The following is a 22,701-nucleotide window of genomic DNA, read 5'->3' on the forward strand; positions in this document are numbered from 1 at the left end:
GGTCTACCAGACCGCGTCGGGATAGGCGCGGGGCAGCCATTGCATCTGGGTCAGAAGGTGGCCCAGATGTTCGGTATGCATGCGCCCGTCGCGCCCGCCCTTATGGGCAAAGCTTGTGTCGGGAACGGTCAATGTGGCCTCGCTCAGGATGCGCCCGGTCAGTTGGTCATAGGCGCTGTGCAGGCTGGCAGGGTCGGGGGCGATGCCTGTATCAACCATCGCCACATCAACAGCGTCGCTGGCGAACATTTCGCCCACATAGGGCCAAAGATAATCCAGAGCGGCCTGCATCCGCTGGTGGCTTTCTTCAGTGCCGTCGCCAAGCCCGATCACCGTGTCGCCGGAGCGTTCCAGGTGATAGGTCACCTCTTTGAGAGCCTTTTCGGCAATGGCCGCGACACGCGTGTCGGTCGAACTCTGTAACCGGTTCAGCAGGATCGAATGCCAGGCGTCGAACAGGAACTGCCGCATCAGGGTCTGCCCGAAATCGCCATTGGGCATCTCGACCAGCAGCACGTTGCGAAAATCCCAGACATCGCGCCGAAAGGCCAGATCGTCGGCGGTTCTGCCTTCGCCCTGAACCTCTGCCGCCAGCCCCAGCCACATCTGCGTCTGCCCGATCAGGTCCAGCGCGGTGTTGGCCAGTGCGATATCCTCCTCCAGCACAGGTGCGTGGCCACACCATTCGCTGACCCGATGCCCGAGGATCAGCGTGTTGTCCCCCATGCGCAGCAGAAACTGCATGAAGGCGTCGGTCTCTGCCATCACATCGCCCCCACATCATCGGGAATGTCGAAGAAGGTCGGATGGCGGTAGACCTTCGACTCCGACGGCTCATACAGCGGCCCCTTGTCGCTGGGCGAGGAGGCAGCGATGTTGTTGGCCTCGACCACCCAGATCGAAACGCCCTCGTTACGGCGGGTGTAGACGTCGCGGGCATTCTTGACCGCCATTTCGGCATCGGGCGCGTGCAGGCTGCCCACGTGACGGTGGCTCAGCCCGTGCTGTCCGCGGATGAAAACCTCCCAGAGGGGCCATTCCTGTTTCATGTCGCGTCCTCCTTTTCGTTGTGTCTTGCGGCGACCAGACCGGGGCTCGCGCCCGGTTCCATGTCCTGCCCGAAGGCGATGTGGTGCCCGTCCGGGTCGATGACGTCGAAATCATCGCAGCCATAGGGATTGCCGCGTCGGATCTCGGTCATCTCTGGCAAGCCAAGCGCGCTGAATTCCGCATGCAGGGCCGAGACATCCTCGACATAGACATAAACCGCCCACCCGTGATTGGTTGGAACCGGTGTGTCCCCGCCATCCAGCGCGATACTGATGCCGTCGCTCTGCACGATACAAAAGCACGGCGGGTCGCCCCAGAAGCCATGATGGAAGAATCCGAGCCTTTCGTAGAACCCCGCCGAGGCCACAACGTCGCGGACCTGCAGAACCGGCATGGTGCGCAGCATGCTCATTCCGCCGCCACCTGCCGGGCCTTGGCTCGCGTGCGTTTCTTTTCGCCATGGGCCAGCAGCCCCTCGCGCACCCATTTGCCGTCATCCCAGGCCTTGTTGCGGGCCGCCATCCGGTCGGTGTTGCAGGGGCCGTTGCCCTTGATGACCTCAAAGAATTCGGACCAGTCCGGCTCGCTGAAATCAAACTGGCCGCGATCTTCGTTCCATTTCAGATCGGGATCGGGAACCGTCAGGCCGAGATACTCGGCCTGCGGGACGGTCTGGTCGACGAATTTCTGGCGCAGCTCGTCATTGGTGTTGATCTTGATTTTCCACGCCATCGACTGCGCCGAATGGATCGACTCCTTGTCCGACGGCCCGAACATCATCAGCGACGGGTACCAGAACCGGTTCAGCGCATCCTGCGCCATCCGGCGCTGTTCCGGCGTGCCTTCGGCCATTTTGCGGATCGCGTCATAGCCCTGCCGCTGATGAAAACTCTCTTCCTTGCAGATGCGGACCATGGCGCGGGCGTAGGGGCCGTATGAGGTGCGTTGCAGCGGCACCTGGTTCATGATTGCCGCGCCATCCACCAGCCAGCCCACCGCGCCTATGTCGGCCCAGTTCAGCGTCGGGTAGTTGAAGATCGAGCTGTATTTCATGCGCCCGTCCAGCAGCATCTCGGTCAGTTCGTCACGGCTGACGCCCAGCGTTTCCGCCGCGCAGTACAGATAGAGCCCATGCCCCGCCTCATCCTGTACCTTGGCCAGCAGGATCGCCTTGCGTTCCAGCGTGGGCGCGCGGGTGATCCAGTTGCCCTCGGGCAATTGTCCGACAATCTCGGAATGGGCGTGCTGGCCGATCTGACGGATCAGGGTCTGGCGATAGCCCTCGGGCATCCAGTCCTTCGGCTCGATCTTGTCACCCCGGTCGATGCGGTCCTGAAAGGCGCGCTCTTCCGGGGTCATTTCATCACGGGGTGTCACGCCCTGACCGGTGGATTTCACCATCTGTGCATACATCGTCGGCCTCCTCCCTCATATCCGCGCCCGCGCTGGCCCGGAACGCCCCGTTCCGGTCTCCTGCTGATCGGGGTCAATAAGTGACCGGTTGGTCGGGGAATAAAGCGCAACGCGATTCGCGGCAAGTAAATTGTAACACGATTGGCGCGATCTGGCGAATTTTGTAACGTATCCTGATGGGGCCAGCCCCAAACCAGATCAGGCAAACTGAACGATGGCAGCCTCGAAATCATCGGTGCCGGTCACCCTGGTATGATGGCCCTTGCCGGTCAGATCCTCCATGCGCCAGATATCGCCGGGGGCGATTTCACGGGTGTCCCCGTCGCTGGCGGTCACACAGACGCGCCCCTTAAGACAGATCAGCACCTGCGGATGGGGCGAGGGGTGGGCGGGCTCATCCCAGCCCGCCGGAAGACGGAGAAAGACAACATTGCGCACGGTCTCCGGCTCCGAGACCAGAATGCCCTGTGCTGGAGGAGCAAAGACGCGTTCGGTCAGGTCGATACCGACCTCTTGCCAGTGGCTTTCACCCTGATCGTCGGAATAGAGATGATGGTATTGCATATCGTTCCTCTGGGAGGTGCTGCACCGCCTGTCGCAAACGTTTAGCGGTTGCGTTCAAAGCTGACCGGCCTCTTCCAGCACCTTGCGGGCCACGCGGAAACACTCAAGCGATTGCGGGACGCCGCAATAGATGCCGACCACATGGATGATCGCGCGGATCTCTTCCTTGGTCACTCCGTTGTTGAGCGCCCCCCGGCAGTGGATTTCCCATTCATGCATCTTGCCCAGCGCCCCGATCATGGCGAGGTTCATCATCGACCGGGTCTTGGGCTCGATCACATCGTCGCCCCAGCCAAAGCCCCAGCACCAGGCGGTCATCGCCTCCTGAAAGGGGCGGGTGAAGTCATCAGCTTTTGCCAGATTGTTTTCCACATAGTCGGCCCCAAGGGTGCCCTTGCGCTGTTCCAGCCCTTTCAGGAAAAGGTCTTCGTCAAAGATTTCGGTCATTCTGGTCCCTTCCATACGTTTCCGGCCGAAGAAAATTCGAATTTTCCCGGCAAATTTCTTGCAGGAAAATTGTGCGCTCAGCCCTCGACTGCCTCGCGCATCCATTTCTGCAGCGTAGCGATGGAATGTTCTGACATCACGCCGTAATTGGGGTCCAGCACCAGCGGGCCGGGGCGGTAGCCGCGTGATTTCAGTCCGCGATGCACCGACTCGACCAATCGGATGTCCTCCTCGACCGTGGTTTCGCGATCCTGCACGGCCAGTTGCCGGATCACCGCGCTGTCCGATCCGCCCTCGGTGAACCAGCCGCGCCAGACGGTGCAGTGATCGACGCCGCGCGCGCGCCAATGATAGGTGTTCAGCACATTGCCCGGATAGACCTGGAACGAGAACATCGGCCACAGGAACCAACTGCGATAATCGCCCGCGTGGTCGTTGGCGCTCAGGTCAACCGGATAGGACATGGCGTCGAGGCTCTGGCATTCGGTCGTGTGGCGCAGGGCGTAGCCTTGGTCAAGCGGCTGGATGTCATAGGTGTCGGGTTTGACGACACCGGTGGAAAAGGTCGGGTGATTGATCGCGCAGTGATAACATTCCGAGTAGTTCTCGACACTGACCTTCCAGTTGCAGTTTTCAGGCACTTCGACCCAGTCCAGGGGCTCCAGCCTGTCAATCTGGGGCACATAGGCGCGCAATTCCTCTCGAACGCCGGGATACCATTCGTCCATCGGTGCGGCGTCATCGTCGAGATTGACGAAGATGAAGCCGTTGAACAGTTCGGTCCGGACCGGGGTCAGGCAGATCGCACGGCGGTCGAATCCGGGGACCGATTTGATGTTCGGTCCCGCGCGCAGGGCACCCGTCAGCTCGTAGGTCCAGGAATGGTAGGGGCAGACGACGACGCGAGTATTGCCCGATCCCGTCACCATCTCATGGGCGCGGTGCTGACAGACGTTGTAGAAGGTGCGGATCTCACCATCTCGGCCCCGGATGCAGAATAGGTTTTGCCCGGCGATCTCGAAGGCAAAATAGTCGCCCGTCTTGCGGACCTGGCTGACATGGCCCGCGAATTGCCAGGTCCGCGACATCAACCCCGCCAGTTCGCGTTCATAAATCTCGGGGTCGGTGTAATAGCGGGCTTCGAGCGAGCGGGTCAGAGGGGCGGTCATTCCGGCTCCTCCGCGTAGATGCCAAGAAGATGGCGGCGCCTGTGAAAGCGTTCGACCCGGTCGACGATCTCGTCGCTGCTGACCGCGATCACGAAGGACAGCAGGGTTTCCAGCACTGCGATGGTTGAGACCGACGAGGGGAAAAATTGCGGCGTGTCAGCGGCCACGACAAAGCCGTGATCGGCGCTCAGGATGATCGGGCTTGCCGGGCTGTCCGACAGGGCGATCACGGTCAGCCCCTGTTCGCGGGCCAGTTTCACCGCCTCGATCACCTCGGTGCGGTAGGGTTTGCAGGTCATCGCGATCAGCACGTCCTGATCATCGGCCCAGGCCAGATCGTCAACCGGGGTCGAGCCGGGGCGGGGGATCGCGTGGAATTGCTTCATGCCGGTTGAGGCGAGATAGGTGAAGTTGCGGGCGTTTGCATTGTTGACGCCCACGCCCAGCGTGAACACCTGCCGCGAGGTCCAGATCCTTTGCGCTGCCTCCTGCAGGCTGGCGGCATCTATTCCGGCAAATGTCTCTTCGATATTGCGCAGGGCGGCGCCGACCATATCGGCATAGAGCCCGCCGAGCTCGCCGGATTTTCCGATGTCCTGCAGCCAGCGGGCACGGTCCGGGAAGGACGCGGCGTTGTTCCGGATAGCCTCGCGGAAGGGCGCGCGGAAATCCTCGTAGCCGGTAAAGCCGACCTGCCGCGCCATCCGGACCAGGGTGTTGGGCTTGACCTTGGCGGCCTCGGCAATCTCGCGCACGGTCGAAACGCCCACCTCTGTCGGGTTCTCCAGCACATAGCGCGCGGCTTTTTGCGCCTCGGGGGTAAGCGCGTCCCATTCGTCAGTCAGGCGTTCCAGAACTGGCGATGATACATTTGTGTCATTCATGATTGACGATGGTACAGATGTAAGATTAGCCTGTCGAGCAGAAATGCGACTCGGGAAGAGGAAAAACCATGTCCGGGACTACGCTGCCCTCGCACGCGCATGTGGTCATTGTCGGCGGTGGTGTGATGGGTGTGGGCCTGGCCTATCACCTGGCGCATGAAGGCTGGCGCGATGTCGTTCTGCTGGAAAAGGCGGAACTGACCAGTGGCAGCACGTGGCACGCGGCAGGGCAGATCACCCATTCGACCAGTTCCTTCGGGTTGGGCAAATGCGTGGACTATAATATCGGGCTCTATTCCGGTGCGCTTGAGGCCGAGACCGGTCAGGCGGTGACCTGGCATGGCTGCGGCTCGTTCCGGCTGGCCTATACGCAAGATGAGATGGACTGGCTGCGCCATACCCTTTCGGTGGGCCGGGCGCTGGGCTTTAATATCGAGCTGGTCGGGCCGTCTCGCGTGGCTGAATTGCACCCGTTCTACAATCTCGACGGCGTTCTGGGCGCGTTGCACACGCCAGATGACGGGCATGTGGACCCCTCGGGCGTCACCATGGCCATGGCTGCAGGGGCTCGCCAGTTGGGGGCAAAAATCATCCGTCAATGCCGGGCGACCAACATCACGCAGGCAGAGAGTGGCGAATGGGTGGTCGAAACCGAACAGGGCACCATCCGCTGCGCGCATGTGGTGAATGCAGGCGGTACCTATGCGCGGCAGATGGGCGAATGGTCGGGGCTGCAACTGCCGATGACCTCGATGACGCATCACTACTTCGTCACCGACCCGGTGCCGGAATTTGCCGATCTGGACTCTGAGCTGCCGGTGATCCGCGATGACCGCAAGGTCTCGGGCTATATCCGGATGGAGCAAAAGCGCGGGCTGATCGGGATTTACGAGAAAGAGAACGCCAATTCCGTCTGGCACGATCACTGCCCGTGGGATTACGAAAACTGGTTGTTCGAGGCGGATTATGACCGGGTCATGCCCTGGCTGCAGGAAAGCCTGAACCGGATGCCGATCTTTGCCGATCTGGGGATATCGCGCGATGTGCACGGGGCGATCTCGCATCCGCCGGATGGCAATCCGCTGATCGGACCGGCCCCCGGGGTTCGCAATTACTGGTGCTGCTGCGGCACCCAGATCGGCATTGGCTGGGGACCGGGGCTGACCCGCGAACTGGCGCGCTGGATGGTGCATGGGGCCGCCGATATTTCGATGCGCGACTATGACCCGCGCCGCTTTGGGGCCTATGCCACCAAGGACTGGCAGGTCGTCAAGGCGCATGAGGATTACAAACTACGCCACGAAATCCCGTTTCCGCATTTCAACCGGTTGGAGGGGCGTCCGGTCAAACCCTCGCCATTCCATGACCGGCTCAAGGCAAAGGGCGCGGTCCATGAAGAGGTCTATGGCCACGAACGCCCGCGCTGGTTTGCCAAAGACGGCGTTGCGCAGCACGATCACTATTCCTTTCGCCGCAACGCGGTGCACGACATGGTCGGGGCCGAATGCAGGGCGGTGCGGGAACGGGTGGGGATCATGGATATCTCGGGTTTTGCCAAGGTCGAGGTGATCGGGCCGGGGGCCGAGGCTCTGCTGGATCGGCTGGTTGCGAACCGAATGTCGCAAAAACCCGGTGGTATCACCCTGACCCACATGCTGAACCGCCGGGGCCGGATCGAGCTTGAAACCACACTCGTGAAGCTGGGCGAGGGGCGGTACTACCTTGTTTGCGCAGCCTTCTTTGAACAACGCTTGCTGGATCACATGAATCAGCATCACAAGGACGAAGACGCCGACATTATCCTGCGGTCCAACGACTGGGCGGCGCTGAGCCTGAATGGCCCCAAAGCGCGCGATGTCCTGTCTGCCTGCACCGATGCGGACCTGAGCAATGCCGGATTCAAATGGCTGACCGCGCAGGAGATCGAGGTTGCCGGGCACAAGCTCTGGGCGTTTCGCATGTCTTATGCCGGGGAACTCGGCTGGGAATTGCACATCCCCCGTGACAACGCTCTGGCGGTCTATGATGCGCTCTGGGCGGCGGGTGAGCCGTATGGGATCGCCGATTACGGGTCCTTCGCCATGAACGCCTTGCGGATGGAAAAGGGCTTCAAGGGGGCCGGAGAATTGACCAACGAGGTCACGCTGGCCGAGGCCGACGTGCTGCGTTTTGCCCGCACCGACAAGGACTATCTGGGCAAGGGCACAACGCTGGACCCTGACCTGCGCTGGATCTGTGCCTATCTTGAAATCGAACCGGACGGAATCGTCGACGGCCATGGCGGAGAGGCCGTGCTGCTGGATGGCGCGGTCGTGGGCGCCACGGCCTCGGTCGCTTTCGGTCATACGATCGGCAAGATCCTCGCCTTTGCCTATGTCCAGCCGCAAGTCAACGTGCCGGGCACGGAACTTGAGGTTGTGATCGCGGGCACACCACGCAGGGGCCGGGTTCTGAGCGAACCTGCCTATGACCCGCAAAGCCGCTTGCCCCGGACCGATATCGCCATGGAGGCCGCAGAATGACGATCCCCGCAACGATGAAGGCCATGGTTCTGACCGGTCATGGTGATCTGGACAAATACGAATGGCACGAGGACTGGCCAGTACCGCAACCCGGCCCGATGGAGGTTCTGATCAGGGTCGGGGCCTGCGGACTGAACAACACCGATGTAAATACCCGCACCGGCTGGTATTCCAAAGCGGTGGATGAGGCCACAACCGGCGGCGCCCATTCGGAGCTCGATGACGAGGACAGCACGTGGGGCGGTGCGCCGCTGACCTTTCCGCGCATTCAGGGCGCAGACGCCGTCGGCACGGTTGTGGCCGTGGGTGACAGCGCGGATACGAGCCTGATCGGCAAGCGGGTCATCGTGGCCGGATGGCTGCGCGACTGGGACGACCCGATGAATCGCGACAAGGCGGGGTATTTCGGGTCGGAATGTGATGGCGGTTTCGCGGAATATACCACGGCGGATATGCAGGGCATCGCCCCCATCGAGTCTGATCTGAGCGACGCAGAACTGGCGACATTCAGCTGCTCTTACGTTACCGCCGAAGGGATGCTGGACCGCGCGCAGGTCGACGGGGGCGACACGGTGCTGATCCCCGGCGCCTCGGGCGGGGTCGGTGGTGCGCTGATCCAATTGTCCAAACTGCGCGGCGCGCGGGTGATCGCCATGGCCTCGGAAGCCAAGCACCGCGATGTTGCGGAACTTGGGCCCGACCGCATCCTGCCGCGCAGCCCCGAGAACCTGAGATCGGCGCTGAAGGGCGAGAAGATCACCGTCGTCGCGGATGTCGTGGGCGGTGCGATGTGGCCCAGGCTGATCGACATGCTGGCGCGCGGCGGGCGGTACACCTGCTCGGGCGCGATCGCCGGACCGATGGTCGAATTTGACCTGCGCACTTTCTACCTGCGCGACCTGACCTTCACCGGTTCTACCGTGAACACGCCGCAGAACTTTTTCGATGTCGTGAAATACATAGAAAACGGGCAAATCAGGCCAGCCTTGGCCGCCACCTATCCGTTAGCCGAATTGAAGGAGGCCCAGCAGGCCTTCATCGACAAATCACATACCGGCAACATCGTGGTGATCCCGTGACAACACTTGAGAACGTACTCGCAGCCGCCCGCGCGCTGCATCGAACCCTTCCCGACCTGTCGGCCTACGCGCCGTGGCCCGACGATCTCATCCCGACGGGTTTGCAGCCACACCCGATCCCGGCGACGGAGCTGGTCGCGGATTTTGGTCAAAATGGCACCGCAGAGACTCACGCGCTGGTAGACGCGGTTCGGGCAAGTGCGCATCTGGCAAGCTGGCAGCTTGCCTATTCCGAGGAAGAGGTTGGTGCCGATTTCCTCAATCGCTACGGCTATTACGAGTTGTTCGGTCCTTCGGGGCATTTCCACTCGACACAACTGCGCGGCTATATCGCCTATTGGGGCGCTGGGCTGAACTATGGCTGGCACAGCCATGAGGCCGAAGAGCTGTATCTGACGCTGGCGGGCCGTGCGCTGTTCAGGGTCGAGGGGGATACGGCCGACCTAAGCCCTGGCCAGACCCGGTTTCACGGCAGTTGGCAAAGCCACGCGATGGACACCACCCATCAGCCGATCCTGACCCTGATCCTGTGGCGCGGAGAGGGGATGGCGGGCCTGCCTCAAATGGACGCGGCATGAAGATCACCCGCATCCGCATCTTTCAGACCGGCCTGCCTTATGTGGACGGGGCCTATGCCTGGGGCGCGGGGAACGTGATCGAAACGGCCATGGCCTCGGTCGTTGTGATCGATACGGATGCGGGGCTGATGGGATGTGGCGAGTTCACCCCCTGTGGCGAGAACTACATGGTGGCCCATTCCGCGGGCGTGCCTGCGCTGGCGCGGCTGGTGGCCCCGCATCTGTTGGGCGAGGATCCCCGCAACGTGGCCCGCATCGAGCAGATTATGGACCATCTGGTGCAGGGGCATGGCTATGCCAAGTCGCCCTTCGATGCGGCCTGCTGGGATATTCTGGCACAATCGCTGAACGCGCCGCTTCATGCGGTCTGGGGCGGAAAGCTGACCGACGGCGCACCGATGTACCGCGTCGCGCCGCAGAAAGCGGCCAAAGACACCATCGCCGAGATGGACCGGTATCGCGGTCAGGGATACCGCCAGTTCCAGATCAAGGTCGGCAGCGACTGGGCTGCGGATATCGACCGCATCCGCTCCACCGTGCCGTTGCTGAAACCCGGTGAGAAAGCCATGGCCGACGCCAACCAGGGCTGGCGCGTCGATGATGCGCTGCGCGTGGCGCGGGCGACGCGTGATCTGGACTATATCTTCGAACAGCCCTGCCGCAGTTACGAGGAATGCCTGCAAGTGCGTGCCCGGATCGATCTGCCGATGAAGCTGGATGAATGCGTCACCGGCCTGCATATGGCGCAGCGCATCGTGGCGGATCGTGCGGCGGAGCTGGTCTGCCTGAAAATCTCGAACCTCGGCGGGCTCAGCAAGGCGCGCCGGGTGCGCGATTTTCTGGTCGAAAACCGCATCCCCGTTGTGGCAGAAGATAGCTGGGGCGGCGAGATTGCCACGGCGGCGTTGTTCCATTTCGCGGCAACGACCCCGCCTGGTTACCTGCACAACACCACCGACCTGATGAACTACAACACCCGCTCGACCGGCGTGGGTGGGGCCGTGGCGCGGGGTGGCAAGCTCTATGCGCCAGACGCGCCGGGCCTGGGTGTGGTGCCGGATTTCGAAAGCCTTGGCGACCCGGTGGAGGAGTTTAAACCATGACGAAACAGGCAACTGCAACTCTGATGATTGATGACGCACGCGTCCGGGTGACCCGGTTCGACTTTGCCCCCGGTGCCGAAACCGGCTGGCATCGCCACGCGATGGATTATGTCATCACCGCCATAACCGACTGCCACATGCGCCTCGACTTGCCCGACGGCAGCTCAACCAAAGTCACCGTTCCCGCCGGCACCGCCTATCGCCGCGACGAGGGCGTCGAGCACAACGTCATCAACGCAGGCGACACGCCAATGTCTTTCGTCGAAGTGGAGTTGAAATGAAGATCACCCGGATTTCGGTCTATCAGGTCGATCTGCCGCTGGAGCATCCCTATTGGCTGTCCGGCGGGCGGCTGAAATTCGAATGCCTTGATGCGACGCTGGTCAAACTCGAAACCGATGCCGGGTTGATCGGCTGGGGCGAGGGCACGCCCTGGGGTCACACCTATGTGCCCGCCCATGGCCCGGGCATCCGCGCCGGGATTGAAACCATGGCGCGCTTTGTCCTCGGCCTCGACCCGCGCAAGCTGCTTGAGGTTGAACGGGCGATGGATACGGCGCTGCCCGGTCATCTCTATGCCAAATCGCCCATCGACATGGCCTGCTGGGACATCGCCGGGCAGGCGGCGGGCCTGCCGATCGCTGATCTGATGGGGGGCGGTTCCCGCACGCCACGTCCCATCGCCTCCTCGGTCGGGGCAAAGACCATCGAAGAGACCCGCGCGGTCCTCGGCCTCTACCGCCAGCGCGGCTATGTCGCCCATTCGGTGAAAATCGGTGGCGATGTGGAACGCGACATCGCCCGCATCCGCGATGTCGAGGCGCAGCGCAGACCGGATGAGATCATCCTCTACGACGTGAACCGCGGCTGGAGCCGACAACAGGCCCTGCGTGTCATGCAGGCGACGCAGGACCTGCGCGTGATGTTCGAACAGCCCTGCGAAACGCTGGACGATATCGCCGCGCTGCGCCCGCTGCATTGCGCCCCTGTCAGTGTCGACGAAAGCCTCGTCACGCTTCAGGATGCCACCCGCATCGCCCGCGACGGGCTGGCTGAAATCTTCGGCATCAAGCTCAACCGCGTCGGCGGTCTGACCAAGGCCGCCCGGATGCGCGATGTCGCACTGGCCCATGGGATCGACATGTTCGTGATGGCCACCGGCGGCAGCGTGCTGGCCGATGCCGAGGCGTTGCATCTGGCAGCCACCATTCCCGACCATGCCTGCCATGCAGTCTGGGCCTGTCAGGACATGATCACCACCGAGATCGCCGGCGGGCGCGGCCCCCGCAACGTTGACGGCCACCTGCACCTGCCCGAAACCCCCGGCCTTGGTGTTGCGCCGGACGAAGATGCAATCGGTCCCGCAGTCGCAACCTACAAGGCCCCGCAATGATCCGCCGTTTCATTTGGCCGCAGGCCAAGATCGGGGCGGCCGCCCTAAATCGGGCGGTGCCCAGAGCGCTGCGCAAAACCTTTGGGCGGCAACAGTGAAGATCACCCGCATATCGCTCTGGCACGTACCGTTGAGCGCGCATGTGACATACGCGATGGCAGGTGGCAAAACATGCGCGACGGTTGAAACCGTTCTGCTGGCGCTCGAAACGGACGAGGGACGCACTGGCTGGGGCGAGGTCTGTCCGATCCCGCACTACCTGCCCGCTTACGCCCGAGGCGTTGCACCAGCCCTGCAAGAGATGGCCCCGATCCTGCTGGGCGCGGACCCGGTCGGACCCGAGGCGGTCATGGCGCGGCTGGACAAACATCTGCAGGGGCATGTCTACGCCAAATCTGCCATTGATATCGCGCTCTGGGACCTGACCGGGCAGGTGGCGGGGCTGCCGCTCCATGCGCTGCTGGGTGGACGGCAGGCCGAGACGATGCCGCTCTATCATTCGATCACCTGCATCGCCCCGGAAGAGATGGCCCGGATCGCGCGTGAGGCGCAGGATCAGGGCATCACGCAGTTTCAGGTCAAGCTGGGCGCTGATGCCGATTGGCAGGCCGATGTCGCAAGGCTGCGCATGGTGCGCGAGGCGGTCGGACCGGGGCCGCTGGTCTATGGCGACTGGAATTGCGGCGCCACCTCGCTGGAGGCCACCCGCGTCGGGCGCGCCGTGCGCGACCTCGATGTGATGCTCGAGCAACCCTGCGCCACCATCGACGATTGCGCCCGGGTACGCGTGGCGACGGGCCTGCCGATGAAGCTGGACGAAAGCGCCCATGACACCGCCAGCCTGCTGGAGGGCCACGCCAAAGGCTGCATGGATGTGGTCGCACTGAAACTCTCGAAATTCGGCGGGCTCTCTGCGGCGCGGCGGGCGCGAGACCTGTGTTATCATCTGGGCGCGCGCATGTGCATCGAGGATACCTGGGGCTCGGACATCACCACCGCCGCCCTGCTGCATCTTGGCGCGGCGACCGCACCTGAGCGGGTCACAAATGTGTGTGACCTCTCGGGCTATGTCACGCCAAGGCTGGCCCCCGCCGGGCCAATTCGCCACAACGGACGGATCGCTCCGCCCGCGGGCGTGGGGCTGGGCGTGGCCCCCGATCGCGCCGCGCTGGGCCCGCCCGATATGATGCTGGATTAGGAGGTCATCATGCTTAACATCCTCAGTCAGGCAGACTGGATCGACCGCGCAAAATCCGTGCTTCCCGGTGGGGGCTTGGGCAATTTCGACCCGTCGGTCTTTATCCGCGACGGCAAGGGCAGCCGGGTCTGGGACGAGGACGGGCGCGAATATGTCGACTATCTGATCGGTTCCGGCCCGATGCTGCTGGGCCATGGCCATCCCGAGGTGCTGGAGGCGGTGGCCGAGCAACTGCCCAAGGGCATGACGTTCTTTGCCAACAACGCCCGCGCCGTTGAACTCGCCGAAGAGATCTGCAACGCCGTGCCCTGCGCCGAGCAATTGCGGTACGTCTCGTCGGGGGGCGAAGCGGACATGTATGCCATCCGGCTGGCCCGCGCTTTCACCGGGCGTGACAAGGTCATCAAATTCGAAGGCGGCTATCACGGCATGAGCGCCGAGGCGCAGATGAGCCTTGCCCCGTCAAAGTTGGTGAATTTCCCCCAGGCCGTGCCAGACAGCGCAGGTATCCCCGACAGCGTGCGCGCCGATATGTTGATCGCGCCCTTCAACGACCCCGATTACATCCGCTCGCTGCTGGCTGAACAGGGTGATCAGGTGGCGGCACTCATTGTCGAGCCGCTGCAGCGGATCATCCCGCCCGAACCGGGCTTCCTGCAATTGCTGCGCGACGAGGCCGATCGCTATGGCATCGTGCTGATCTATGACGAGGTGGTCACAGGCTTCCGCTTTTCTTACGGCGGTGCGCAGCAGCTATATGGCGTTACGCCCGATCTTGCCACGCTCGGCAAGGTGATCGGCGGGGGCTTTGCGCTGGCGGCAATCGCGGGCCGGGCCGACATCATGGCGCATTTCGACAAATCCGCCGTAGGTGAGGATAAATGGCTGATGCAGCTCGGGACGCTCTCGGGCAATCCGGTGGCGGCGGTTGCGGGCCTCAAGACGATGGAGATCCTGCGCCGCGACGGGCAGTATGACCGGCTGCGCGCAAATGGTAAGCGCCTGATGCAGATGGCGTCCGCAGCGCTGGACGTGCAGGAGATACCGCACAGGATCGTCGGCGATCCCACCCTTTTCGAGATCGTGTTCACGACCTCGCCTGTGAGGGATTATCGCGATGTCTTCCGTGCCGACAACGCGCGGGCGGCACGGTTCAACGCCGTGCTGATGCAGAACGGCGTGTTCAAGTCACCGGGCAAGACCTATCCATCGCTCGCGCTGACCGAAGAGGATTTCGCCCTGACCGGGGCAGCCTATCTGAAGGGTGCCGCCGCGATTGCCTGAGGGGGTCAGATGAAGTCGTTCATCACTTCGCGAATGATGTTTTCGCGACGGATACCACGCGCCTTGAGCTCCGCGTCGCTCATCGCATAAAGCGCTTCGATCCGGCGCACGCGTGAATTCGCTTCGCCGACCCGGATCAGGGCCTCGAAGATACCGTTGAAAAACTCGGCGATCGCCTTGCCGGCGTGCACGAGAGCATTCGGATGTGTAACGGACTGGGCCATGTCGACACAGACTCCTCTTTTGCAGTTGCAGTGGATTTATGCTGCAACCGCAAAAGGGAAAAGGGCCATTCCGGAATGCCCGCCTTGCAGCCGACGCAAGCCTTGCGATCCGCATTGCCGATGTCACGATTTGATCGACCGCTGCCGGAGTCGTCATTGACGGATCAGGTCAGTGCCAGAATCCGCGCGCATCCGCCCTTGAAGAAGGAATGGCGCGAGAGCATCCGGTGCTATGCTGCGTTCATCACGCATACATCACTCAGTGCTGGCCTCTCTGACGTCATTGGAATGAACCGCCGCGATAGGAGCCTGCGAATTCGTGCCTCGGGTCAACCTAATCAAGGACTTGCCACGCGGTGCAGCCCCGAGTTGACGCATTGCGGAAATATTCTTGGCCGCCTAGGCTGGCGCCGCAAAAGACGCGGGGATCAATGGCAGGCCAAACTGAACAGGTGCTGAACGCGGTGCTGGCGGATATCGATGCCGGGCGGCTCGACCCTGGTGACGTTCTGGAAGAGGCCGCGCTGATGGCGCGCCACGACGTGTCGCGCACGCCGGTGCGCGAGGCGTTCATCCAGCTTGAAACCGTGGGCTTGATCCGTCGCCTGCCACGCAAGGGTGCGGTACTGTTCAAGCCTACGCTGGAAGAGTTCCTCGCCATTCTCGAAGTGCATGCAAGGCTGGAAGGGCAGGCGGCGGGCCTGGCGGCACGGCGCATGTCGTCGGCTCAGGCGGCAGAGTTGGAGGCGGTGGTTTCCGCTTGCGAGGCCCATGCGCGTGACAACGGGGATGACGACCCCTATGGCTATTACCGTCTGAACCTGCGCTTTCACGAACTGGTGGCGCTGGGCGCGGGCAATCCCTATCTGGTCGACCTGATCAAGACCCATGCGCGCAAGCTGCTGGCCTATTACCGCGCGCGCTACCGCTATCCCGGCTCGATCGGCACTTCGGCGCGAGAGCATCGCGAGATTGCGACGCTGATCCTTGATCACAAGCGCGAGGAGGCCGAAGAGCGCATGACGCGCCACGTGCAATTTGATCAGGTCACGGTGATGGACTTGCTGGCCGCGCTTGGCTGAGAGGCGACAAAGCGCTTTGTCCCGGTTTAACCGTTGCGTGCCTGTTCGAAAAACTGTGCCATGCTCTCTGCATAGTCTTGCTGGTCCGCTGTGCGGGTCAGGGAGGTTCGCGCGCGCTGCGCAAGATCAGCGCCCAGCATGGGTGCCATTTCCTCGGTCAATGCGGCGATAAATCCGGGGCTCATTTCGGGGTGGTGCTGTGTGGTGTAGATATGGGTCCCGAGTGAAAAACCCGATGTCATGCATTGCGACGAGGCCATGAGGTTGCGCGCGCCTTCGGGCAATTCGGTCACCTGTTCCTTATGGCTGGCATAGAGGTGGACGCGGTCAGGCAGGTGGCCCATCCAGCTTTCCCTCGCGACGATCTCATTGGGCGTAAGGCCATGCACCCAGCCCACAGGATTGTTACCCAGTGCCCCGCCAAGCGCCACGGCGATGGCCTGATGGCCGTAACAGGCGCCAAAGATCGGCATCTCTTGCCCATGCATCTCTCGGATCAGGTCCAGAAGGCGCCGTGTCCAATCCGCCTCATCGTGGACCGAGGCCGGGCTGCCGGTGATCATTGCGCCGCCAAACCCTGACAGGTCACCAGGGAAGACTCCGTCTTTCACCGCAAACACTTCGGTGGTCCAATCCGGGCGGGCAAGATGGATGAGATCGGTGAATTTCTCGCCATCCTTTGGATGCTGCCGCGCAAAGGCGCTTTCGTCCGTGTTGGTCATCAGGATTGCCAAATGCATGATTTCGCGCCCAAGTTTTTCATTTACATATTTATAGCATCCAATAATATACACATGTTAATCAATTTTGGAAGACGTCAATGACAGTCTGGACGCCAAGCGACGACGGCTATGCCGATCTGACCAGCCATGATGCCTTTGTGAACGGGCCCCCGCACAATACCTTTGCGCGGTTGCGGCGGGGCGATCCTCTGCACTGGACCGAATATGGCGACGGGCAGGACTTCTGGTCGGTGACCCGGCATGCCGATATCTGCGAGATGAACAAGAACGCGGCAGTGTTTTCCTCGGCGCGCGGAATCCGGATGGAGGATCAGAGCCATGAGGAATACCTTGCTCGCCGCACCTTTCAGGAAACCGACCCGCCCGAACACAGCAAGAGCCGCATGAAGCTGCTCAAGGCGTTTTCGCGCACCACGATGGCGCAGTACGAAGAGGACATTCGCCAGATCTGTGTCGAGATTCTGGATGACGTGCTGCAACGGGAAACCTTCGACGCCACCAAGGAGATCGCCCGCCAACTGCCGATGCGGATGTTGGGCCGGATCGTTGGACTGCCGGACGAAGACCTGCCCTGGCTGGTGGAAAAGGGTGATGCGCTGATCGCCAATACCGACCCCGATTTCACCGCCCATGTGATGGACAAGCTGGAGACGGATGAGTTCCGTATGATGCCCTTCAACTCACCCGCCGGGGCCGAGCTGTATGCCTATGCCAAGGAGTTGATGGCCGCGAAAGAAAAATCCGGCGACACGTCGGGCGTGCTGCACATGATCCTGCAACCGGCCAAGGACGGCTCGGTCATCAGTGACACCGAGTTTCGGAACTTCTTCTGCCTTGTCGTGGCGGCGGGCAATGACACCACGCGCTATTCGATCGCGGCGGGTATTCAGGCCATGTGTCACCAACCCGAACTTCTGGCGCAGATGCAGGCCGGTGGCGATATCTGGGACACCGCCCCGGATGAGATCATCCGCTGGGCCACGCCCGCGCTCTATTTTCGCCGCACCGCCACGCAGGATGTTGAAATGCACGGCAAGACGATCCGGGCGGGCGACAAGGTGCTGTACTGGTGGGCCTCGGCCAATCGCGACGAGGCGGTTTTTGACGATCCCAATCGCGTCGATCTGACCCGCAACCCGAAGGGCCATCTGAGTTTCGGGCAAGGTGGCCCGCATGTCTGTCTGGGCATGTGGCTGGCCCGGCTGGAGGTGCGGGTGCTGTTTGAGGAACTGGCCAAGCGGATCAGTGCCATCGAACCGGCCGGGCCGCACAGGTTTCTGCGCTCGAATTTCGTCGGCGGCATAAAGGAACTGCCGGTGACGGTCACTCTGGCCTAAGCTGCGCAGGATCCGAGAGGGAGGATACCGGACCATGAAGACCCGATTGCGCGCGCTGTTCTGCGATCACCTGAGCATCATGCGGGGCAAATACCTGCCCAATTCCAAGATCGCTGACAGCAGCACCCGGTTCTGCCTGTCGGTCTTCGGGACCCATTATGACAAGGACCTGCTGGATGCGCCGGGCTCCAAGGTCAAAGCGGGCCTGCCGGATATGGAGCTGAAATGGCTGCATGACGATATCCGCGACAGCTGGCACGCCGATACCAAGATCGTTCTGGGCGATCTCTATGATGACGAGGGTGGCCTGCTGCCGCTCTGCCCGCGCGGCGCGCTCAAGCGATCGGTCGCGGCGTGGCAGGAAAAGGGGCTGACACCCAAGGTCGGGATCGAGTTGGAGGCCTTTGCGCTACAGGCCGATGATGCCGGACGCCTGATGCCCTATGATGCGCCGGGCGGGGTGGTCTATGGCACCGGGCCTTATTCCGACCCTCTGCGGTTCAATGACCGGATCTGGGCGATGGCGGATGAGATGGGCTTTTCGCTCGACATGATCACCGCCGAATTCGACAGCCCGCAATTCGAATACACGCTGACCTTTGACGATGCGGTCAAGGCGGTGGACGATATCGTGCTGTTCCGGCTGATGGCGCGCGAGATTGCGCTGGAATACGGGATCGTGCTGACTTTCATGCCCAAACCGATTGCCGAGGGCGGCGGATCGGGGATGCATATCAACTTCTCCTTCACCGACGAGGCGGGTGGCAACGCGCTGTCCTCGGGGCCGCGCGGTGGGCCGGATCACATGAACGATCTGGCACGCGGCTGTCTGGGCGGGCTCTTGCATCATCACAAGGGGTTGGCCGGGCTGATCGCGCCGACCGCCAATTCCTATCTGCGGCTGCAGCCCGGCTCGCTTTCGGGCTTCTGGCAGAACTGGGGCGGCGATCATCGCAACGTAACCACGCGGATCAGCTCCGAAGGCGGGGCCAAGGCGCGGCTGGAACACCGGATGGCGGATGCCTCGGCCAATCCATACACCGCCGTGGCTGCCGTGCTGCATGCGGCGCGGCTTGGAGTGGAGAACGGGCATCAGCTACCACCGATGGAGACCGGCGACGGGTTTGATCACACGGATGCCAAGGAGGGCACCGCCATCGACCTCAAAGGCGCGGTGGCTGATCTGGAACGGGACACAGCGCTGGCGCAGGCGGTAGGGTCGGAACTGGTCGCCAATCACGTCTATATGAAACAGAAAGAAGTCCGCAAAACCCGCGATCTTGAGGGCGATGCCTTGCGAGACTTCTATGTCTATTTCATCTGATTTGTCAGGACGCGCTGGCAAACCCCGCATCCAGCGCGGTCAGGATCGTGTCGACATCCGTCTCGGTCAGCACCAGTGGCGGTGACATGATCAGGTTTGCGCCTGACATGCGCACCATTGCGCCCGCCTGATAAGCGCCATCCTGAACTTTACCGATGGTTGCCTTGTCGATGGGCGTTTTCGCCGCGCGGTCCGAGACCAGCTCCAGCGCGCACATCAACCCGTGCCCGCCACGCACATCGCCGATCAATTCGTATTTCTGTTGCAGCGCCTGCAATCCGTTGAACAGTTGCGCCCCGCGCGCGGCGGCGTTGGTCGGCACGTCCAGCCGGATCGTCTCTTCCAGACAGGCCAGCGCGGCGGCGGCTCCGACCGGGTGGCCGGAATAGGTGTAGCCATGGCCGATATTGGCCTTGCCGGTCTCGTCCTGCTCGAACACCTGCGCCACATGTTCGGCGATCATCACCGCGCCAAAGGGGAAATAGCCGTTGGTGATCGCCTTGGCGGTGCACATCAGATCGGGCTGCACGCCCCAATGGCGGGACCCGCTCCAACTGCCGGTGCGGCCAAAGGCGGTGATGACCTCATCCGCGATCAGCAGGATGCCGTGCCGCGTGCAGATCTCGCGCACGCCCGGCATGAAGCTTTCATGCGGCGGGATCACCCCGCCTGCGCCCAGGATCGGCTCCATGATGAAGGCGGCGATGCTGCCCGCGCCCTGCATGGCGATCTCATCCTCCAGCATGGAGAGGCAAAGCTGCGCCAACCGCTTCGGGTCGGTCTCGTCGAAAGGGTTGCGATAGGTGTAGGGGGCGGGAATGTGGTGGCACCCGGCCAGAAGCGGCTCATAGGCGGAGCGAAAATTGGCGTTGCCATTCACCGAGGCACCGCCGAAATGGGTGCCATGATAGCCTTTTTTGAGGCTCAGGAACTTGGTGCGTCCCGCCTCGCCCCGAACCTGGTGATATTGCCGCGCCAGCCGCAGGGCGGTTTCCACGCTGTCGGAGCCACCCGAGGTATAGAAGGCGCGGCTCAACCCGTCGGGTTCGAAGAAATCGCGCAGCTCTTCGGCAAGCTGGATCACCGTGTCATTGGTGGTGCCGCGAAAGATCGAGTAATAGGGCAACCGTTCCATCTGTGCGGTGATTGCCGCCTTGATCGGATCGCTGGAAAACCCGAGATTGACGTTCCATAGCCCGCCAACCGCATCCACCACCTCATGCCCGTCAATATCCCTGATCCGCACGCCCGAGGCGCCGGTGACGATGGTGGGCGGGTTGGCCTGACAATCGGCCGGATGCGCCATCGGATGCCAGACCGAACGGGCGTTCATTTCCTTGAGGAAGTTGCTGTCTTTCATGTGGGGGCCTCCCGGGGGTTCAAGCGGCTTGGTCCTGTGGGTAGTCGGACGGGCAGAACCCGCCGATCCTCTGGGTCAGATCAAGCGCTGCGGCTTTCAGTTCGCGACGTATTCTTGATTTCAATTCGGGCGTCATGCGGGACATCGGCGCGGCCACGGCCAGCGCGCCTATGGGGCGCTGATCGGGGCCAAAAATCGGTGCGGCGTGGGAATGGACATCGGCCTCGAACCCGCCGATGGATTCGGCAATGCCCAAGGCGCGCGCCTGTGCCAGCGCCATACGCAATTTCTGCGGGTCGGTCTGCGTCTGGGGCGTGTGCACCGCAAGCGGTTCCGAGAGGATCTGGTCCACAAAACCATCCTCGGCAAAGCTCAGGAAGGCCAGCCCCGACCCAGTGCCATGAAAGGACAGGATCTCGGCGTCCTCCATGGTGACGCGGGTGCCGTGCTGCGGGCTGTAAGCATGGGTGAGCGTGTTCAACTGACGGCCCTGCACGATGGACATATGCGCGGTTTCGCCGGTGCTCTCGCAAAGCTGCCGCAGGATATCCTGTGACACGGACAGCAGCGGCACCGTTGCCTCACGCAGGGCGGCGAGACGCAGAACTTCGGGTCCCAGCCGGTAGGCGCGGTCAGTGCCGATCTGCTCGACGAATCCCTGAGACTGCAATTCGCTCAATAACCGATACACGGTCGCTTTGTTCATTCCAGACAGGCGCGTGAGTTCACTCAGCCCGATTTCCAATCGGCCATGGTTGAATAAACTTAGCAACGACAGTGCCTTGGAGACTGTGCCCATTTCCGGGAATTACCCTTTGACGTTCCGGTTCCATCCTTTGGCCAGGGCGTTCAACCCCCGCCGGTGCAGAAAGTGTTGACAGAGGAGGGGGTGGCCTGTCAATCTAAATTCAAACCAACGGTTCGAATAATGAACCAATAACGTCTCAACAGGACCCGGAGGTAACCATGACTTTCAAGACCAAGATCGCGAGCGCGGCGGCGGCCCTTGCCCTGACGGCAGGGGCGGCGCTGGCCGAATATCCGGAAAAGCCGGTCAACTTCATCGTGCCCTGGCCTCCGGGCGATCTGGAAGATGTGCTGACCCGCATGATCGCGGAGGATTTTCAGGAGAAATACGGCGTTGCCGCTGCGGTGGTGAACAAGCCCGGCGGCGGCGGTGGTCCGTTCCCCGGTGCTATCGAGGTCGCGAACGCTCCGGCCGATGGCTATACAATCGGGTCCTTCGTAATCGGTGTGCCGGTGATGGGACATCAGATCGACATCGCGCCGCTCACGCCCGAGAAATTCGACCCGCTGGGCATCTTCCTGACCTATCCTTTCGTGATCGCCACCAGCGCCGACGCGCCCTATAGCTCGATGGAAGAACTGGCCGCTTACGCCAAGGAAAACGACGTGGCGCTGGGCCATTTCGGAGACGTGCTGACGCCCACGCAGGTGACCAAGGCATTCGCCAAGAATGCGGGTTTCGAATGGGGCTCGGACGCGGCCTTTGATGCGCTGGATTGCAATACGTTGGCTTCGGGCGACGCGGATGTGATCAACACCACGCTGCAGCTGATCCTGCCCTGCCTGGACAGCGTCAAGGTTCTGACCGCTATCACCGATGAGCGGATCCCGCTGGTGCCCGACGCGCCCGCGATCGGAGAGCTGGACGAAGGGCTGAACATCGCGCTCTGGAATGGTCTCTTCGTGACCAAGGACACCCCGCAGGATGTGCGCGACAAGATCATCGAGGTGGCAAAGGAAACGGTCACCAGTGAGCGCGCCCAGAAGGTTGCGGCGGAAACCGGCGCGCTGGTCTATTGGCAGGGCGCCGATGACAGCACGACGCGCATTTCCAACGATATCGATACGATGGGCCGGATCGGTCAGATCCTCCAGTAACCCTATCGGGCGGGCCGGGTTGGCCCGTCCCACAAGCAGGGG

Annotated in this window: 24 protein-coding genes; 12 read left to right on the forward strand and 12 right to left on the reverse strand. The window is 62.3% G+C overall.

The window, feature by feature from the left end:
* Window positions 1–3: 3 nt before the first annotated feature.
* The 8 genes from paaC to M3P21_RS09530 all read right to left on the reverse strand — a co-directional run bounded on the left by paaC (window position 4) and on the right by M3P21_RS09530 (window position 5,527).
* The gene (gene paaC / locus M3P21_RS09495) at window positions 4–765 is read right to left on the reverse strand and encodes a 1,2-phenylacetyl-CoA epoxidase subunit PaaC (protein ID WP_249709524.1); all 762 of its coding nucleotides are present in this window, start codon (window positions 763–765) and stop codon (window positions 4–6) included.
* Window positions 765–1,049: a 1,2-phenylacetyl-CoA epoxidase subunit PaaB gene (gene paaB, locus M3P21_RS09500; RefSeq protein WP_249709527.1), complete on the reverse strand. Its 285-nt coding sequence runs from the start codon at window positions 1,047–1,049 to the stop codon at window positions 765–767. Before paaB ends, paaC begins: the two co-directional genes overlap by 1 nt.
* Complete coding sequence (locus tag M3P21_RS09505) at window positions 1,046–1,462, reverse strand: glyoxalase superfamily protein (RefSeq protein WP_249709539.1); 417 nt, start codon at window positions 1,460–1,462, stop codon at window positions 1,046–1,048. Before M3P21_RS09505 ends, paaB begins: the two co-directional genes overlap by 4 nt.
* Entirely contained in the window at window positions 1,459–2,463 is a 1,005-nt protein-coding gene (paaA, locus tag M3P21_RS09510) for a 1,2-phenylacetyl-CoA epoxidase subunit PaaA (RefSeq protein WP_249709550.1), read from the reverse strand. The genes M3P21_RS09505 and paaA overlap by 4 nt, the downstream gene beginning before the upstream one ends.
* A gap of 198 nt (window positions 2,464–2,661) precedes the next feature.
* On the reverse strand, window positions 2,662–3,027 hold the full coding sequence (locus tag M3P21_RS09515) for a cupin domain-containing protein (protein ID WP_249709560.1): 366 nt from the start codon (window positions 3,025–3,027) through the stop codon (window positions 2,662–2,664).
* Window positions 3,028–3,081: 54 nt separating this feature from the next.
* Window positions 3,082–3,474, reverse strand: coding sequence for a carboxymuconolactone decarboxylase family protein (locus M3P21_RS09520; RefSeq protein WP_249709570.1), 393 nt, complete (start codon window positions 3,472–3,474; stop codon window positions 3,082–3,084).
* 77 nt (window positions 3,475–3,551) lie between these two features.
* A complete protein-coding gene (locus M3P21_RS09525; RefSeq protein WP_249709572.1) occupies window positions 3,552–4,643 on the reverse strand; it encodes an aromatic ring-hydroxylating oxygenase subunit alpha in 1,092 nt (363 codons plus the stop codon).
* A complete protein-coding gene (locus tag M3P21_RS09530) occupies window positions 4,640–5,527 on the reverse strand; it encodes a MurR/RpiR family transcriptional regulator (protein ID WP_249709574.1) in 888 nt (295 codons plus the stop codon). Before M3P21_RS09530 ends, M3P21_RS09525 begins: the two co-directional genes overlap by 4 nt.
* A 68-nt stretch (window positions 5,528–5,595) precedes the next feature.
* Here M3P21_RS09530 and M3P21_RS09535 point away from each other — a divergent pair, with 68 nt between their 5' ends.
* The 8 genes from M3P21_RS09535 to M3P21_RS09570 all read left to right on the forward strand — a co-directional run bounded on the left by M3P21_RS09535 (window position 5,596) and on the right by M3P21_RS09570 (window position 14,684).
* The gene (locus M3P21_RS09535; protein WP_249709575.1) at window positions 5,596–8,049 is read left to right on the forward strand and encodes an FAD-dependent oxidoreductase; all 2,454 of its coding nucleotides are present in this window, start codon (window positions 5,596–5,598) and stop codon (window positions 8,047–8,049) included.
* The gene (locus M3P21_RS09540) at window positions 8,046–9,128 is read left to right on the forward strand and encodes an alcohol dehydrogenase family protein (RefSeq protein ID WP_249709576.1); all 1,083 of its coding nucleotides are present in this window, start codon (window positions 8,046–8,048) and stop codon (window positions 9,126–9,128) included. Before M3P21_RS09535 ends, M3P21_RS09540 begins: the two co-directional genes overlap by 4 nt.
* Complete coding sequence (locus tag M3P21_RS09545; RefSeq protein WP_249709579.1) at window positions 9,125–9,706, forward strand: dimethylsulfonioproprionate lyase family protein; 582 nt, start codon at window positions 9,125–9,127, stop codon at window positions 9,704–9,706. Before M3P21_RS09540 ends, M3P21_RS09545 begins: the two co-directional genes overlap by 4 nt.
* On the forward strand, window positions 9,703–10,809 hold the full coding sequence (locus tag M3P21_RS09550) for a mandelate racemase/muconate lactonizing enzyme family protein (protein ID WP_249709581.1): 1,107 nt from the start codon (window positions 9,703–9,705) through the stop codon (window positions 10,807–10,809). Before M3P21_RS09545 ends, M3P21_RS09550 begins: the two co-directional genes overlap by 4 nt.
* Window positions 10,806–11,090, forward strand: a complete 285-nt coding sequence (locus M3P21_RS09555) for a cupin domain-containing protein (protein ID WP_249709583.1) — start codon at window positions 10,806–10,808, stop codon at window positions 11,088–11,090. Before M3P21_RS09550 ends, M3P21_RS09555 begins: the two co-directional genes overlap by 4 nt.
* The gene (locus M3P21_RS09560; RefSeq protein ID WP_249709585.1) at window positions 11,087–12,202 is read left to right on the forward strand and encodes a mandelate racemase/muconate lactonizing enzyme family protein; all 1,116 of its coding nucleotides are present in this window, start codon (window positions 11,087–11,089) and stop codon (window positions 12,200–12,202) included. Before M3P21_RS09555 ends, M3P21_RS09560 begins: the two co-directional genes overlap by 4 nt.
* A gap of 94 nt (window positions 12,203–12,296) precedes the next feature.
* Window positions 12,297–13,400: a mandelate racemase/muconate lactonizing enzyme family protein gene (locus tag M3P21_RS09565; RefSeq protein WP_249709587.1), complete on the forward strand. Its 1,104-nt coding sequence runs from the start codon at window positions 12,297–12,299 to the stop codon at window positions 13,398–13,400.
* Between the two features lie 9 nt (window positions 13,401–13,409).
* Window positions 13,410–14,684 (forward strand): aspartate aminotransferase family protein, encoded by a 1,275-nt coding sequence (locus M3P21_RS09570; RefSeq protein WP_249709589.1) that lies wholly within the window; start codon window positions 13,410–13,412, stop codon window positions 14,682–14,684.
* A 5-nt stretch (window positions 14,685–14,689) separates the two neighbouring features.
* Here M3P21_RS09570 and M3P21_RS09575 read toward each other — a convergent pair whose 3' ends face one another.
* On the reverse strand, window positions 14,690–14,908 hold the full coding sequence (locus tag M3P21_RS09575; protein WP_249709591.1) for a DUF1127 domain-containing protein: 219 nt from the start codon (window positions 14,906–14,908) through the stop codon (window positions 14,690–14,692).
* A gap of 431 nt (window positions 14,909–15,339) precedes the next feature.
* Between M3P21_RS09575 and M3P21_RS09580 the strand changes: the two genes are divergently transcribed.
* Window positions 15,340–15,990: a GntR family transcriptional regulator gene (locus tag M3P21_RS09580; protein WP_249709594.1), complete on the forward strand. Its 651-nt coding sequence runs from the start codon at window positions 15,340–15,342 to the stop codon at window positions 15,988–15,990.
* Window positions 15,991–16,016: 26 nt separating this feature from the next.
* On the opposite strand, the gene M3P21_RS09585 is transcribed toward M3P21_RS09580, so the two are convergent.
* Window positions 16,017–16,730: a type 1 glutamine amidotransferase gene (locus M3P21_RS09585; protein ID WP_249709597.1), complete on the reverse strand. Its 714-nt coding sequence runs from the start codon at window positions 16,728–16,730 to the stop codon at window positions 16,017–16,019.
* Between the two features lie 80 nt (window positions 16,731–16,810).
* On the opposite strand from M3P21_RS09585, the gene M3P21_RS09590 reads away from it, so the two are divergent.
* Together M3P21_RS09590 and M3P21_RS09595 are read left to right on the forward strand one after the other, a co-directional pair.
* Window positions 16,811–18,070 carry a cytochrome P450 gene (locus tag M3P21_RS09590; protein WP_249709599.1) on the forward strand — a complete coding sequence of 420 codons (1,260 nt, stop codon included), beginning with the start codon at window positions 16,811–16,813 and terminating at the stop codon, window positions 18,068–18,070.
* A gap of 34 nt (window positions 18,071–18,104) precedes the next feature.
* A complete protein-coding gene (locus tag M3P21_RS09595; protein ID WP_249709602.1) occupies window positions 18,105–19,394 on the forward strand; it encodes a type I glutamate--ammonia ligase in 1,290 nt (429 codons plus the stop codon).
* Window positions 19,395–19,398: 4 nt separating this feature from the next.
* On the opposite strand, the gene M3P21_RS09600 is transcribed toward M3P21_RS09595, so the two are convergent.
* Entirely contained in the window at window positions 19,399–20,754 is a 1,356-nt protein-coding gene (locus tag M3P21_RS09600; protein WP_249709603.1) for an aspartate aminotransferase family protein, read from the reverse strand.
* A 19-nt stretch (window positions 20,755–20,773) separates the two neighbouring features.
* Complete coding sequence (locus tag M3P21_RS09605; RefSeq protein ID WP_249709605.1) at window positions 20,774–21,553, reverse strand: IclR family transcriptional regulator; 780 nt, start codon at window positions 21,551–21,553, stop codon at window positions 20,774–20,776.
* A 167-nt stretch (window positions 21,554–21,720) separates the two neighbouring features.
* Between M3P21_RS09605 and M3P21_RS09610 the strand changes: the two genes are divergently transcribed.
* Entirely contained in the window at window positions 21,721–22,659 is a 939-nt protein-coding gene (locus tag M3P21_RS09610; protein ID WP_249709606.1) for a tripartite tricarboxylate transporter substrate binding protein, read from the forward strand.
* The last annotated feature ends 42 nt before the right edge of the window (window positions 22,660–22,701 follow it).

The sequence above is a fragment of the Ruegeria spongiae genome, from assembly GCF_023502395.1.
In the GTDB taxonomy this organism is placed as follows: Bacteria; Pseudomonadota; Alphaproteobacteria; order Rhodobacterales; family Rhodobacteraceae; genus Ruegeria_C; species Ruegeria_C spongiae.